This is a genomic window from Flintibacter sp. SJQ-8 (assembly GCF_054108085.1).
Map to the genome: position 1 here is coordinate 346,148 of NZ_JBPJWR010000016.1, position 13,670 is coordinate 359,817.

Genomic DNA, 13,670 nt, shown 5'->3' on the forward strand with positions numbered 1-13,670 from the left:
TTTGAAGCGAGATCAGCCCTGGCAGCGCAGGGCGGCGATGGCGGCGGGGATGTCCTCCTTGCCATAGACGGCGGAACCGGCCACCAGCACGTTGGCCCCGGCCTCCACCACCAGGGGAGCCGTCTTGGGGGCAATGCCGCCGTCCACCTCCAGCTCGCAGGCGGGGTTATACTGGTCGATGATCTGCCGCACCTGGCGGATGGTCTCCAGCTGAGAGTCCATGAACGCCTGGCCGCCGAAGCCGGGCTCCACCGTCATCACCAGCACCATGTCCAGCTGCTGGATATAGGGCAGGATGGCCCGGGCGGAGGTGATGGGCCGCAGGGCCACCGCCTTCTTCACGCCGCACTGATCCATGACCTTCAGGGCCTCGGCGATGCGGGTGGGGTGGTCGGCCTCCAGGTGGATGGACAGCAGGTCGGCCCCCGCCTGGGCAAAGGTCTCGATATAGCGCAGGGGCTTGTCGATCATCAGGTGGACGTCCAGGAACATGTCGGTACACTTGCGGATGGACTTGACCACGGGCACGCCCAGGGAGATGTTGGGCACAAAGTTTCCGTCCATCACGTCCACGTGGAGATAGTCGGCACTGGCCACCCGGCGGATATCCCGCTCCAGATTGCCAAAGTCGGCCGACAGGATAGAAGGGGCGATCTTGATCATGAGAAGCTGCCTCGCTTTCGTTATTGTTGTGTAAGAGTGTGCAAGGGAAGGCCCCTGGGGCCATCTGTCCCGGGGGCGCATAGGATAAAGGGCGGAGCGCGGAAGTCCATGGGCTTCCCGGTGTCCCGGCGGCGGGGCATGCTGGGCCCGTCCGGTCCCGCCCCGCTCTCCGGCGGCCCGCCGCTTTTCAGATAGCCGTCCGCCGACGGAACAACATCCCGTCGGCGGACGGCAAAGGGGTGATTTTTTACTTAAACGCGGGCTTAATACAGGTCGCCGGTGTCCCGCTCGGCCACCTGATAGCCCTCGTCCCGCATGGCCTGGAGGATCTGCATCTTGTGGTCGTGGCCAAAGGCCTCCAGCGTGACCCGCAGCTCCACGCCGGACTGGCGGTTGATGTTGACGAACTGGTTGTGCTCCAGCTTGATGATGTTGCCATTGTTCCGGGCCAGCACGTCGGCCACCCGCATCAGCTCGCCGGGACGGTCGGGCAGCTGCACGGCGAAGGTGAAGATACGGCCCCGGCCGATGAGGCCGTGCTGCACCAGGGAGGACATGGTGATCACGTCCATGTTGCCGCCGGAGAGCACGGACACCACGTTCTTGCCCTTGCAGTCCAGATGCTTCAGGGCGGCCACGGTGAGCAGGCCGGCGTTCTCCACGATCATCTTGTGCCGCTCCATGATGTCCAGGAAGGCCTCCACCAGCTCGCCGTCCTCCAGGGCCAGCACCCGGTCCACGTTCTGCTGGACATAGGGGAACACCAAATCGCCGGGGGTCTTTACCGCCACGCCGTCGGCGATGGTGCTGGCGGTGGGCAGGGTGACCACATGGCCCGCCTCCAGGCTGGCCTTCATGGAGGCCGCGCCGGTGGGCTCCACGCCGATGACCTCTACATTGGGGTTGAGCAGCTTGGCCAAGGTGGACACGCCGGCGGCCAGACCGCCGCCGCCGATGGGGATGAGGATCACATCCACGTCGGGCAGGTCCTGGAATATCTCATAGGCGATGGTACCCTGACCGGTGGCCAGGGTCAGGTCGTTGAAGGGGTGGACATAGGTCAGGCCCTGCTCCTCCGCCAGCTGGGCGGCCAGTTCGGCGGCATCGTCGAACACCTCTCCGTGGAGCACCACGTTGGCCCCATAGTCCTTGGTGTTGTTCACCTTCACCAGGGGGGTGGTGGTGGGCATGACGATAGTGGCGGCCACACCGGCGGCCTGGGCGGCATAGGCTACGCCCTGGGCGTGGTTTCCGGCGGAGGCGGTGACCAGGCCCCGGGCCTTCTCCTCGTCGGTGAGGGTGCTGATCTTATAATAGGCCCCTCGAATCTTATACGCGCCAGTGACCTGCATGTTTTCCGGCTTCAGATACACGTTGTTGCCGCAGCTCTTGCTGAGATAGGGCGAGTGGATCAGCGGTGTGGGCCGCAGCACGCCCTGCAACACATTTCGGGCTTCTTTGAACTGTTCGAGGGTAAGCATAGTTTCGCGCTCCTTTTATATCTAAATAGGCTTTTTTATCATACTCCATTCCGCCTGCATAAGTCAATGCAAACCATGCCCCGGCGGGCAATTTCCTTGACACTTCTTTGACACTTCCTTGACACCTTCCGCCCTTACGGGGTACAATGGCACTAAGCTGACAAAGCCCTTATTTTGCCCGACTGGGACGCAGGAGGAAACGACATGGCAAAGCACGTGAAGCATTCCGTTTTGCCCATCTATCTGGTGGGCTTTTTCTGGCTGGGGTACGCCCTGCTGTTCTCCCTGCGCTCGGCGGGGCAATATCTGCTGTGCGCAGCCCTGTCCGCAGTCGTGCTTATCCTGGGCAAGGCCCTGTTCCCCGACAAGACCTATGACCTACCCGGGGAGAAAGAACAGTCTAAGCAGGAGGCCGCCAAAGACGACGCCAAAGAGAAGACCCAGGCCAAGACGGAGCAGCCCGCCCCCTCCCCCGAGGTGGCTGCCCTGATGAAGGAGCGTGACCGGGCCATCAGCGAGATGCGCCGCCTGAACGACAACATCCCCGACCCCCGGCTGTCCCAGCAGATCGACCACCTGGAGGAGGTCACCGGGAAGATCGTGGACCAGGTGGTGTCCCAGCCCAAAAAGCTGCCCCAGATCCGCCGCTTTATGGACTATTACCTGCCCACGACGCTGAAGCTGCTCAACGCCTATGACCGGATGGACTCCACCGGCATCGCCGGGGACAACATCACCGCCACCAAGGACAAGGTGTCCGCCATGATGGACACCATCGTCCGGGCCTTTGACCGCCAGCTGGACGCCCTGTTCGGCGAGGAGGCCCTGGACATCTCCACCGACATCACCGTGATGGAAAACCTACTGGCCCGTGAGGGGCTGACCCAGGACAAGCCGTCCAGTCAAAACTCCGACAGCCCCGACGGCGGCGTGGAGCTCCATCTGTAACTTGATCTGATTCTAAAAACACCGAAAACGACAGGAGGACACATAAGATGAGCGAAGAAACTATGGACCTGACCCCCCAGCTGACCCTCACCCCCGACGCCGCTGCCGCCGCCCCCCAGGCCCCCAGCCTGACCCTGGAGCCCAACGCCGACCAGCAGCAGGCCCAGGCCGCCCAACAGGCCGCCCAGGCCCAGCGGGAGGCCAACGCCGTGAAGATCGACGAATCCATGCTCAGCGAGGCGGAGCGGAAGATGGTGGATGACTTTGCACAGAAGATCGACGTCACCGACTCCAACCTGGTGCTGCAATATGGCGCGGCGGCCCAGAAGAACATCGCCTCCTTCTCGGAAAACGCCCTGAGCAACGTTAGAACTAAGGATCTGGGCCAGGTGGGCGACGCCCTCAGCCAGCTGGTGGGCGAGCTGAAGACCTTCGGCCAGCCGGAGAAGAAGGGCCTGGCCGGGCTGTTCCAGAAAAAGCGCAGCGAGCTGGAGGCCATGAAGGCCAGCTACGCCAAGGCGGAGTCCAACGTGGACCGCATCGTCAAGGTACTGGAGGAGCATCAGGTGACCCTGATGAAGGACATCGCCATGTTCGACCAGATGTATGAGCTGAACACCAAGTACTATAAAGAGCTGACCATGTACATCATCGCCGGCAAGAAGCGGCTGGAGTATCTCCGCTCCAACGACCTGGTCCAGCTGCGGGAGAAGGCCGCCCAGTCCGGCACCCAGGAGGACGCTCAGGCCTGCAACGACCTTGCAAACCTGCTGGACCGGTTCGAGAAGAAGCTCCACGATCTGGAGCTGACCCGGATGATCTCTGTGCAGATGGGCCCCCAGACCCGCCTGCTGCAGAACAACGACACCCAGATGCTGGAGAAGATCCAGTCCTCTCTGGTGAACACCATCCCCCTGTGGAAGAGCCAGATGGTGCTGGCCCTCGGCCTGGAGCATGGCCGCCAGGCCACCGCAGCCCAGACCGCCGTGACCAACATGACCAACGACCTGCTGCGGCAGAACGCGGACATGCTGAAAATGGGCACCATCGAGACGGCGAAAGAGGCCGAGCGCTCTGTGGTGGACATCCAGACCCTTCAGCACACCAACGAGCAGCTCATCTCCACCCTGGACGAGGTGATGAAGATCCAGACCGAGGGCGCCCAGAAGCGCCGGGAGGCCGAGGCCGAGCTGGGCCGCATCGAGGGCGAGCTGAAGCAGAAGCTGCTGGAAATTCGGGGCTGATCTTTCCCCAATTTTCGCTCTGAAAGGACTATGCTATGAAATTCCTGCAAAAGACCTGGGTGGCCGTGGTCATCACCGCCGCCATGATCGTGGCCGCGGTGGCCATCGGCCTGAGCAAGCCCGCCCCGGCTGTCACGCCGGAGCCGTCCACCCCCGGCACCAATGTCAGCGCCGTCACCGGTCTGGACACCAGCCTGTCCACCGGGCAGTATCAGCGCTATCTCAATGACCAGCCCGGGGCCCTCACCGAGGAACAGCGCCAGCAGATTTGTCTGTACAACGCCAACTGGGACCTGCGCTATAACAGCATCCTGGTAGTGGATATCCAGTCTGCGGCCCCATCCTCCAACAGTCTGGCGGACTACGCCTATGACCAGGCCAACAGCATGGAGCTGGGGCAGTACGACGCCTATCTGGTCATCGTCCCCTCCATTCAGGACGCCTATTTTGCCGCCGGTGTGGACTATCCCCTGTCCGACAGTCAGATTACCGACTTTATGGACCGGTATCTCTATCAGGACCTGGTGGACGGCCAGACGGGCCAGGGCGTGCTGGCCCTGTGCAGCGGGCTGAACGACTACTATGTGTCCAACTTCGGCACCGGCTCCGCCGACAGCGACTATGCCTATGACGACTACGGCGCCGACGAGGGTTCCGCCCTTGTGGGTCTGCTGGTGATGCTGGTCATCCTGCTGGTGATCCTCAGCGTCATTGACCGCCTGCGCTACTCCTCCTATCGCCAGCGGTATTACGGCGTGGCGAACCCGCCCTTTGTCTTCCGGCCCCTGCTGTTCTGGCACGGGCCCTCCTATGGCTGGTATCGCCGCCGCTGGCGTCAGCCCCCTCCCCCGCCTCCCCGTGGTCCCGGCGGACCTGGCGGACCTGGTCCCCGGCGGCCCGGCGGTCCCGGCAGCTTTGGGGGCGGCCCCCGGCCCGGCAGCGGTCCTCGCCCCGGTGGCAGTTCCCGTCCCGGCAGCTTCGGCGGGGGTCCCAGACCCGGCAGCTTCGGCGGCGGCGCTCCTCGTGGCGGCGGCTTTGGCAGCAGCTCCCGTGGGGGCGGCTTTGGGGGCGGCGCTCCCAGAGGTGGTGGCTTTAGCGGCGGTTCCCGGGGCGGCGGCTTCGGCGGTGCTTCTCGCGGCGGCGGCTTTGGCGGCGGTTCCAGAGGCGGCGGCTTTGGCCGGCGCTGACCCTGCTCACTTTCTTACGCTCCGCGTCATACTCCGGCGCTGTTTCTCATATGATTTGGGGAACAAACGAATCAGGAGTGTGATGCCCCATGAGACCCAGCCCCGCTGACCTCAACCGTATCCGGCTCCATGGGCGGCTGGAGGCCGCGCCTGTCTTCTCCCACGAGAACCATGGCGTCGCGTTCTATCTCTTCCCCCTGGCCGTGGCCCGCCTGTCCGGCGTGGAGGACCGGCTGCATGTGGTCCTGCCCGACGGACTGCTCCCCCAGCTGGGGCCGCCTGTTTTGGGCCAGGAGGTCACCGTCACCGGAGAGGTCCGCACCTTCAACAACCGCTCCGGCCCGGGCAGCAAGCTGGTCATCAGCACCTTTGCCCGGTCCATCCTCCCCTGCTCCGGCCCGGATGAGAACCGGCTGGAGCTCACCGGCACTCTGTGCAAGCCCCCGGCCCTGCGCTCCACCCCTCTGGGCCGGACCATCTGCGACATGATTTTGGCGGTGAACCGGCGGTACAGCCGGGCGGACTATCTCCCCTGCATCGCCTGGGGCAGTCTGGCCCACCTGTGCGGCGGCCTGACGGTGGGAGACCGGGTGCGGCTCACCGGGCGGCTGCAAAGCCGCCTGTACAACAAGACCATCGAGGGCCGCTTAGAGGAGCGCACCGCCTTCGAGGTGTCCATCATGTCCCTGACCCAGGAGGAGGTCTCCCCTCCCCCGGAGCCAATTTTGCTCCATACACAAGCCATACAAACTGAGGGCGGTCTGTGATCACAGACCGCCCTCGTTTTTTTATGCTCTTGTTACTGCTCCTTCAGCCCGTTCTGCCGCATGGCGGCCTCCACCACGTGGGCCATGAGCACAGTGGAGGTGATGGCTCCCACGCCGCCGGGCACGGGGGTGATGGCCTTTACGATGGGCTCCACCTCCTCAAAAGCGGCGTCCCCACGCATGACCCCGTCCTTGCCCACGTTCACGCCCACGTCCACCACCACCTGGCCGGGGCGGACATAGTCGGCCTTGATGAGCCCGGCGCAGCCCGCCGCCGAGATGACGATGTCCGCCTGCTGGCACAGCTTTCGGGTATCTTCCGGCTGGGAGAGGATGTGGCAGACGGAGACGGTGGCCTCCTCGTTCATCATCAGCAGAGCCGTGGGCAGACCCACCGTCATGCTCTTGCCCACCACGGCCACTTTCTGCCCCTCCATGGGGATGTGGTAAAAGCGCAGCAGCTCCAGGCAGGCGGTGGGGGTGCAGGGGGGATAGCCCATCTCCAGCCGGGCCAGCAGCCCGCCCATAGAGCCCACGGTGATGGCGTCCACGTCCTTCTCCGGGTCCAGGGTCTGGCACACGGCCACGCTGTCCAGATGGGGCGGCAGGGGCCGGAACATAAGGCAGCCGTGGATGCTCCCATCCCCGTTGATCTCCTCCAGGGTCTGGACCAGGGTCTCCTGGGGCACGTCAGCGGGCAGCAGGAACTTTTTCACCTGCACGCCCACTTTCTCCGCCCGCTTGGTTGCCCCCCGCTCATAGGCCAGGTCGGAAGGGTGCTCCCCCACCCGCACGATGGCCAGGGTCGGCACGACGCCCGCCTGGGCCAACCGAGCCTGATTTTTCTCGATTTCCTCGCAGATGGCCTGGGCCACCGGCCCGCCTTTTAACAGAGTTGCCATGTGATTCTCCCCTTTTTAAATTTTCCCGATCTGTTTGCCCTTTTGCCACTGGATCTTATCGATCCTCGCCCCACACGGGGCGGGGACCTGAAAAGATCCAGTCAAAAAAATCAGGGCCGTATGCGCTGACATACGGCCCTGGGATGTATGATTTACAGGCCCTGCTCCTTCAGCAGCTCCTTCAGCTTCTCCTCCTCGCCCGCTTTCATCTTGTAGCAGTGCTCGGGGCCGGGGTAAGTGCCGTCGTGGCACTCCTGGACGAACTGGCTCACCGCGTCCAAGGCCACCTTATGCACGTCGGCGTACTTCTTGACGAACTTGGGGTTTCTGTCGTAATAGCCCAGCATGTCATAGAAGTTGATCATGGGGCTGTCGCTGTAGGGGCCGCAGCCGGTGCCCAGGATGGGGATGTTGCTCCGCTCATAGATGATCTTGGCCACCTCAGAGGGAATCGCCTCGATGACCACGGCGATGGCTCCTGCCTTTTCAAAGGCGGCCACCTCTTTGATCAGCTCCACTGCGGCCAGCATGTCCCGGCCCTGGGTCTTATAGCCGCCCATCTGAAGGGCCTTCTGGGGGGTCAGGCCGGTGTGGGCGATGACGGGGATGCCCGCCTTGGTCAGGGCCTCCACGGTATGGACGATCTCCATGCCGCCCTCGATCTTCACGCAGTCCATGCCAGCCTCGCGGATGTAGCGGCCGGCGTTGCGGATGGCCTCCTCGTCGCTGATCTGATAGGTGAGGAAGGGCATGTCGCCCATGATAAAGGCGCTGGGGGTCCCGGCGCGGACGGCCTTGGCGTGCTCGATCATGATATCCAGGTCGGCCTCGTTGGTGGTCTTGTGGCCCAGCATAACGGTGGCGATGGAATCGCCCATGTTGATGATCTCGATGCCGGCTTCCTCGGCCAGAACGGCCATGGGATAGTCATACAGAGCGGTGCGGGCCAGCTTCTCGCCGTTGGCCTTCTTCTCCAGGATGTAGCTCAGCGTTACCTTTTTCCGGGGTTCCATATACGATTCCTCCTGATATCTAAAATTTTATTATATCATCGATTCAGCGTGTTACTTTTTCAGACCGTAAAACTCCGCCGCCTTCTCCACGATGAACGCGCCGATGCCGTCATAGGCCTCGTGGGTGCTGCCGCCGATGTGGGGGCTGACGGTGAAGCCCTTCATGCCGAACAGGTCAGAGTTCAGCCCGGCGTTGTCCCCCAGGCCGGTGCCCGCCAGCTCGTTGGCCAGCACGTCCATGCTCAGGCCCGCCAGCTTGCCGCTGGCCAGGGCGTCCCGGGCCGCCGCCTCGTCCACCACGCCGCCGCGGGCGCAGTTGACCACGATGGACCCGTCCTTCATGGCCGCCAGCTCCTTGGCGCCCACGATGCCCTTTGTCTCCGCCGTCAAGGGGGTGTGGACGGTGAGATAATCCGCCTGGCTGCACAGCTCCAGCACGCTGTCCACCTTCTCCACGCCCTTTTCCGCCATGACCGCCCCGTCCACATAGGGGTCATAGGCCTTTACGGTCATGCCGAACGCCTGGGCCAATTGGGCCACCCGGCTGCCGATCTTACCCAGGCCGATGACGCCCAGGGTGTGGCCCTTCAGCTCGTGGCCGGTGTACTTATATTTGTTCCAGATGTGGTCCTCCTGGACCTCCCGGTTGGCCTCCATGGTAAAGCGGGACACGTCCAGCAGCTTGGAGATGGTCAGCTCCGCCACGGCGTTGCAGTTGATGCCCGGGGCGTTCTGGATGCGGATGCCCAGCTGCTTGGCATATTCCAGGTCGATGTGGTTGGTCCCCGCCGAGCACACCGCGATCATCTTCACTCGCTTGGCCGCCGCGTCCAGCAGTTCCCGGTCGATTTTGGGGTCCACCCGCATGACCAGCAGATCATATTCCGGCAAAAGCCGCTTCAACTCGTCCACGCCGGGCAGGATCTTCACGTCCACGTCCACGCCGTATTCCTTCAAACCGGATTCCACTAAGGGCGAGACCCGGTCAATGATGAGGGCTTTCATTGTATCACTATCCTTTCCTAAGATAAATTTCGCTTGGTTTTCAGGTTGCTGCTTTCTTCGCTTTTCTGCTCTGCATGAACTGTCCGCCGACCACGACGATAAAGATAACATAGCAGAAAATGTCCGTATAGAAACCGGGATCGATGCCGCAGATGGCACACAGGGCCATCAGGACCCGCTCCACCACCGTCAGCTTGCGGAAGATGTAGCCCTCGAAGCAGGCACACATACAGAACAGGCCGATGGCACAGGAGAGCACGATGCTGATGATAGAGATGGGGTTGCCCATCAGGAACAGTTCCTGGTGATAGGCAAACATGAAGGGCAGGATAAATCCGGGAAGGCCCAGCCGCGTGGCCGTGGCCGCCGTTTTGAAGTAGTCCGATTTTGCGATCTTGGACGCCACCAGGGCCGCGCTGGCCACAGGAGGCGTGATGTTCGCCAGAGCCGCGTAGTAGTAAATGAACAGGTGGACCGCGATCTTATCAAAGCCCAGCTCGATGAGCACGCTGCCAGCCAGAGAGGCCACCAGCACGTAGGCCGCCGTGGTGGGAACGCCCATGCCGAACAGGATGGTCACCGCCATGGTCAGGATCAGAGCCAGGATGCCCACGTTACCGGACAGGGTCTTGATGAAGAACACGATGTTCATGGCCAGGCCGGTCATCACGAAGATCTGGGTCACGATGCCCATGGCCGCACAGGCCGCCGCCACCGTCATGGCGCTCTTGGCACCGATGACCAGGCCGTTGTAGAGGAACATCCAGAAGTCCTTGGTCAGAATGAACTTGGGGTTGCGCACGGAATTCTTCAGCAGATAGCAGAGCACCAGCACGATACAGCCCAGGAAAGCACTGCGCATGACCGAAGTCCCGGACATCAGCAGGATAATAATGGCCAGCAGGGGCAGGAAGAAGATGCCGTCCTTTTTGAACAGTTCCTTCTTGTTGGGGATCAGCTCATCAGGCAGGGGCTTAAAGCCGTTGCGAAGGGCACGCAGGTGAACAGAAACGCCGCAGGTGACGTAATAGAACAGAGCGGGGATCAGAGCACACAGCGCGATTTTTGCATAAGGAACGCCAATGATACCGGACATGATGAACGCGCCCACGCCCATGACAGGGGGCATGATCATGCCGCCTGTGGAAGCCACGGACTCAACCGCGCCAGCGTAGTGGGGTTCATAGCCCCGGTCCTTCATCATGGGGATGGTGAAGGTGCCGGTGGAGGCCACGTTGGCCACGGCGCTGCCGTTGATGGAACCCACCAGGCCGCTGCCGATAACAGCCGCCTGAGCCGCGCCGGAACGGGTCTTGCCGCCCAGGGCGATGGCTACCTTAATAAAGAACTCACCAGCGCCGCTGGCTTCCAGCAGTCCGCCGAAGATCATGAAGAGCACGATATAGGTGGCGGAGACGTCCAGCACCGTGCCGAAAATGCCGTACAGATAAGTGGTCACGCTGGCGATCAGGCGGGGCCAGCTATATCCCGAATGACGGAAGATGCCGGGCAGCAGATAGCCAAAATGTCCATAGAGCAGAGCAATGGTCACCAGGGAAGGGAGCAGGATGCCATAAGTTCTGCGGGTGGCCTCCAACACGGCCAGGATCATGATCAGACCGATCACGGTGTCCACAGAGGTATATCGTCCGGCCCGGTTTACCAAGGCTCCGAAATTCGTGTAGATATAAATGGTAGAGACCAGAGAGCAGATCAGGAAGAACAGGCTGACCAGTTGGCTGATCAGTGCCCGCCCCGGCTTATCGCTCTCCTTCACGTTCATGGCGCTTAAAAAGACCAGTGAAAGGGCAAAGGCCAGATGCACGTCCTGGTGCAGGGTGGGGTCCATCTTGGGGATCATCACTTGCCACAGGTGGTAAATACTCATGGCAAGGGCGACAAGCGGAAAAATTCTTGCCGAAAACTTACTCAACGCTTTTCCCACGGGTATGTTCCTTTCCTTTGTATTTTGCGGGCACGGGGTTTCCTCTCCCCCCTGTCCATTTATAAAAGGGTAAACCGCCCCTGTCCGCAGCAATCAGTCACACGGTGCTCACTGCTGCGCGGCAGGAGCGGTTTCATGTCAGAACTGGTCAGCTTTATTTGCCGATCTGATAATCGTCACTCCAAACGCCGACTTCCTGATAATACTTGGCAGCGCCAGGGTGGATGGGCACGTCCTTGGGCAGACCATTCAGGGCGTCCTCTACGTTCACGCAGCTGGCGGGGGCATAGTAGGTAGCCAGGGCGTCCACGTTCTCGCAGATGGTCTTGACGAAGGTATAGGCGTCTTCCTCGCTCATGGCGGCGGAAGCAAACTGCTCAGCGGGGGAAGCCAGGTTCACATAGTCCTCGCTCTGGAAGGGGAAGGTCCCGCCCTCGATGGTGGACTGGAAGAAGTCCTTGCTCTGGCTGCACGCAGCGGCGATCTTCTCGGGGTCCTGGGGAAGGGCGCGGCAATCAGTGGTGGTGTACAGGGATTCCAGATAGGAAGCGGGGGTCTTGGCGCTGGCGAAGCCCCAGATCATATCCACGGTGCCGTCCTTCAAGGCGTCCACCGCCTGGTCGTTGGCCAGGTTCAGCATGTCGCAGTTGCTGCTGTCATAGCCATAGGCGGTCATAATCGCGGTGGCCATGGAAGCGATACCGGAACCGGTAGGCCCGAGCACCACGCGCTTGCCAGCCAGGTCCTCCAGGGACTGGATCTTGCTGTCAGCCTTGACGATGGCGATGCTCTCCACGTTGTACAGGTTCATCAGAGCCAAGATCTTATCGTTGGGGCCGTCCTCTGCGAAGGGGCCTTGGCCCACATAAGCGTCATACATCTGAGTGGTGTGGCCCACGTCCAAATCGCCGGAAGCCAGCAGGCGGCAGTTCTCAATGGAGCCGCCGGTGGCCTGTACGGTAACGGTGGAGCCAGGGATCTTATCTTGAATGACTGAGGCACAGGCGGTGCTCAGAAGCTGAATGGTTCCGCCCAGCGTACCGGCGCCCCAGGTGATGTTCAGGGCTCCGTCAGAGCTGTTTCCGCTGGTCCCGCCGGAGGTGGAACCGCCGTTGCTGCAAGAAGTCAGCACACCAACCATCATGGCCGCAGCCAGAGCCAACGCAAGTATTCTTTTTTTCATTTCTCTTTTACCTCCATTACCTTGTATTTTTAGTGTTTCCATCCATTCCTTACTTTTAAATTGTTTTTGGCTTTCTACTTAATGTTTTTTCTCATTCACCAAATTTTTCTTTGTTTCTTTCTGTTTTGTGTCCTTATCATACAATACTTGCCCTTACTTGTCTAAGGCCAAGCGCTTATATTATTATAACCAAAGGTTATCATGAGAGCAAAAAATAAGCACCATCAGCTATGGTGCTTACTACTTATTCGAAACTCAATCGTGAGTTTGTCTTATAGGATTTGAAATATTGTATTACAAATTGTTCAAACAGCTTCGACAGATATGTTCGATAGTTATTCTGATTCCGCACCAGGCACCCCTGCCAGGGGAAGGGGTCGGCGAAGGAGACCACTTTCAGGTTGTCCCGCAGGCCCCGCATGGCGTAGGGCCGGGGCAGGATGCAGATGCCCCGGTTGTGCTCGGTCATTTGCAGCATAAAGTTGACCTTAGAGCTGGAGATGTTGACCTTGGGCATAAACCCGGCCTTGATGCACCGCTCCTCGATTTGCCGGGTGAGGGTGGCGTAGCGGCTGTAGAGGTTGAAGGTCTGGTCCTCCAACTGCTCAAAACGCAGGGAGGAACACTGGGACAGGGGGTTGTTACCCGATACCACGGCGACCATCTCGTCCTCGAACAAAATGGTCTCGTGCAGTCCGTCGGCGGAGTCGCCGGTGATGCACAGGATCAGGTCCAGTTCCCCATCCAGCAGCTGTTTGCGCAGGGCGATGCTGCCGTTTTCGGTGATCTGAAGCTCCACCTCGGGCCAGCGGTCGTTGAACTCGGTGACGATGCTGACGGTGTACAGCGTGGCGATCATGGGGGTCACGCCCACCCGCAGGCGGCCCACGGGCTTGGCCTGGATGTCAGAGACGAAGTTGGTCAGGGCGTCGAACTCCGCGATCAGCGGCACAGCCCGCTGATACAGCATCTGGCCATAATCCGTCAGCTGTACCCCGGTGGTGCGGATGTCAAACAGATTGATGCCCAGCTCGTGCTCCAGCTTTTTGATGGTTTTGCTCAGGGCTGGCTGGGATATGTAAAGGTGCTCGGAGGCGCGGGTGAAATTCCGGTCTTTGGCCACCTGGACAAAGTATTTCAGCACCCGGATATCCACTGCCGTCGCTCCCTTCAAGACCGCTGGTCCACAGCGGCAAGTTTATTATAGCACACTTTTAGCGTGTTGCATAGAGAAAGACGAAAAAAATTTTCTTGACGGCTTTCCCGTTCCATGATATCCTGTCACGGAAACAGGTTACGGACCGAAAGGGATAACGACTGTGCGAAAAAGCC

At 60.9% G+C, this 13,670-nt stretch carries 12 protein-coding genes; 4 read left to right on the forward strand and 8 right to left on the reverse strand.

Annotated elements, in window-relative coordinates; translation table 11 throughout:
* Window positions 1–12: 12 nt before the first annotated feature.
* On the reverse strand, window positions 13–663 hold the full coding sequence (gene rpe, locus ACSAMP_RS13180) for a ribulose-phosphate 3-epimerase (protein WP_457800750.1): 651 nt from the start codon (window positions 661–663) through the stop codon (window positions 13–15).
* 263 nt (window positions 664–926) lie between these two features.
* Entirely contained in the window at window positions 927–2,144 is a 1,218-nt protein-coding gene (ilvA, locus tag ACSAMP_RS13185; protein ID WP_441795539.1) for a threonine ammonia-lyase, read from the reverse strand.
* Window positions 2,145–2,348: 204 nt separating this feature from the next.
* On the opposite strand from ilvA, the gene ACSAMP_RS13190 reads away from it, so the two are divergent.
* From ACSAMP_RS13190 to ACSAMP_RS13205, 4 genes are all read left to right on the forward strand, one after another.
* Window positions 2,349–3,092 carry a 5-bromo-4-chloroindolyl phosphate hydrolysis family protein gene (locus ACSAMP_RS13190; protein ID WP_457800751.1) on the forward strand — a complete coding sequence of 248 codons (744 nt, stop codon included), beginning with the start codon at window positions 2,349–2,351 and terminating at the stop codon, window positions 3,090–3,092.
* A gap of 47 nt (window positions 3,093–3,139) precedes the next feature.
* Complete coding sequence (locus ACSAMP_RS13195; RefSeq protein WP_457800752.1) at window positions 3,140–4,336, forward strand: toxic anion resistance protein; 1,197 nt, start codon at window positions 3,140–3,142, stop codon at window positions 4,334–4,336.
* 35 nt (window positions 4,337–4,371) lie between these two features.
* A complete protein-coding gene (locus ACSAMP_RS13200) occupies window positions 4,372–5,523 on the forward strand; it encodes a TPM domain-containing protein (protein WP_457800753.1) in 1,152 nt (383 codons plus the stop codon).
* An 89-nt stretch (window positions 5,524–5,612) separates the two neighbouring features.
* Window positions 5,613–6,290: a single-stranded DNA-binding protein gene (locus ACSAMP_RS13205; RefSeq protein ID WP_457800754.1), complete on the forward strand. Its 678-nt coding sequence runs from the start codon at window positions 5,613–5,615 to the stop codon at window positions 6,288–6,290.
* Window positions 6,291–6,322: 32 nt separating this feature from the next.
* On the opposite strand, the gene ACSAMP_RS13210 is transcribed toward ACSAMP_RS13205, so the two are convergent.
* The 6 genes from ACSAMP_RS13210 to ACSAMP_RS13235 form a co-directional block, all read right to left on the reverse strand.
* On the reverse strand, window positions 6,323–7,192 hold the full coding sequence (locus tag ACSAMP_RS13210) for a bifunctional 5,10-methylenetetrahydrofolate dehydrogenase/5,10-methenyltetrahydrofolate cyclohydrolase (protein WP_457800755.1): 870 nt from the start codon (window positions 7,190–7,192) through the stop codon (window positions 6,323–6,325).
* 152 nt (window positions 7,193–7,344) lie between these two features.
* Window positions 7,345–8,205, reverse strand: a complete 861-nt coding sequence (gene panB / locus ACSAMP_RS13215) for a 3-methyl-2-oxobutanoate hydroxymethyltransferase (RefSeq protein ID WP_457800756.1) — start codon at window positions 8,203–8,205, stop codon at window positions 7,345–7,347.
* Window positions 8,206–8,256: 51 nt separating this feature from the next.
* Complete coding sequence (locus tag ACSAMP_RS13220) at window positions 8,257–9,210, reverse strand: NAD(P)-dependent oxidoreductase (RefSeq protein WP_457800757.1); 954 nt, start codon at window positions 9,208–9,210, stop codon at window positions 8,257–8,259.
* Between the two features lie 40 nt (window positions 9,211–9,250).
* Entirely contained in the window at window positions 9,251–11,155 is a 1,905-nt protein-coding gene (locus ACSAMP_RS13225; RefSeq protein WP_457800758.1) for a TRAP transporter permease, read from the reverse strand.
* Window positions 11,156–11,309: 154 nt separating this feature from the next.
* Entirely contained in the window at window positions 11,310–12,338 is a 1,029-nt protein-coding gene (locus ACSAMP_RS13230) for a TAXI family TRAP transporter solute-binding subunit (protein WP_457800759.1), read from the reverse strand.
* A gap of 244 nt (window positions 12,339–12,582) precedes the next feature.
* The gene (locus ACSAMP_RS13235; protein WP_441795531.1) at window positions 12,583–13,494 is read right to left on the reverse strand and encodes a LysR family transcriptional regulator; all 912 of its coding nucleotides are present in this window, start codon (window positions 13,492–13,494) and stop codon (window positions 12,583–12,585) included.
* Window positions 13,495–13,670: the final 176 nt, after the last annotated feature.

What these genes read in the sequence shown, in the direction of transcription:
- ACSAMP_RS13220 (WP_457800757.1), bottom strand. Translation starts at nt 9,210, where the DNA reads ATGAAAGCCCTCATCATTGACCGGGTCTCGCCCTTAGTGGAATCCGGT.
- panB (WP_457800756.1), bottom strand. Translation starts at nt 8,205, where the DNA reads ATGGAACCCCGGAAAAAGGTAACGCTGAGCTACATCCTGGAGAAGAAG.
- ACSAMP_RS13210 (WP_457800755.1), bottom strand. Translation starts at nt 7,192, where the DNA reads ATGGCAACTCTGTTAAAAGGCGGGCCGGTGGCCCAGGCCATCTGCGAG.
- rpe (WP_457800750.1), bottom strand. Translation starts at nt 663, where the DNA reads ATGATCAAGATCGCCCCTTCTATCCTGTCGGCCGACTTTGGCAATCTG.
- ACSAMP_RS13205 (WP_457800754.1), top strand. Translation starts at nt 5,613, where the DNA reads ATGAGACCCAGCCCCGCTGACCTCAACCGTATCCGGCTCCATGGGCGG.
- ACSAMP_RS13190 (WP_457800751.1), top strand. Translation starts at nt 2,349, where the DNA reads ATGGCAAAGCACGTGAAGCATTCCGTTTTGCCCATCTATCTGGTGGGC.
- ACSAMP_RS13195 (WP_457800752.1), top strand. Translation starts at nt 3,140, where the DNA reads ATGAGCGAAGAAACTATGGACCTGACCCCCCAGCTGACCCTCACCCCC.
- ACSAMP_RS13230 (WP_457800759.1), bottom strand. Translation starts at nt 12,338, where the DNA reads ATGAAAAAAAGAATACTTGCGTTGGCTCTGGCTGCGGCCATGATGGTT.
- ACSAMP_RS13200 (WP_457800753.1), top strand. Translation starts at nt 4,372, where the DNA reads ATGAAATTCCTGCAAAAGACCTGGGTGGCCGTGGTCATCACCGCCGCC.
- ilvA (WP_441795539.1), bottom strand. Translation starts at nt 2,144, where the DNA reads ATGCTTACCCTCGAACAGTTCAAAGAAGCCCGAAATGTGTTGCAGGGC.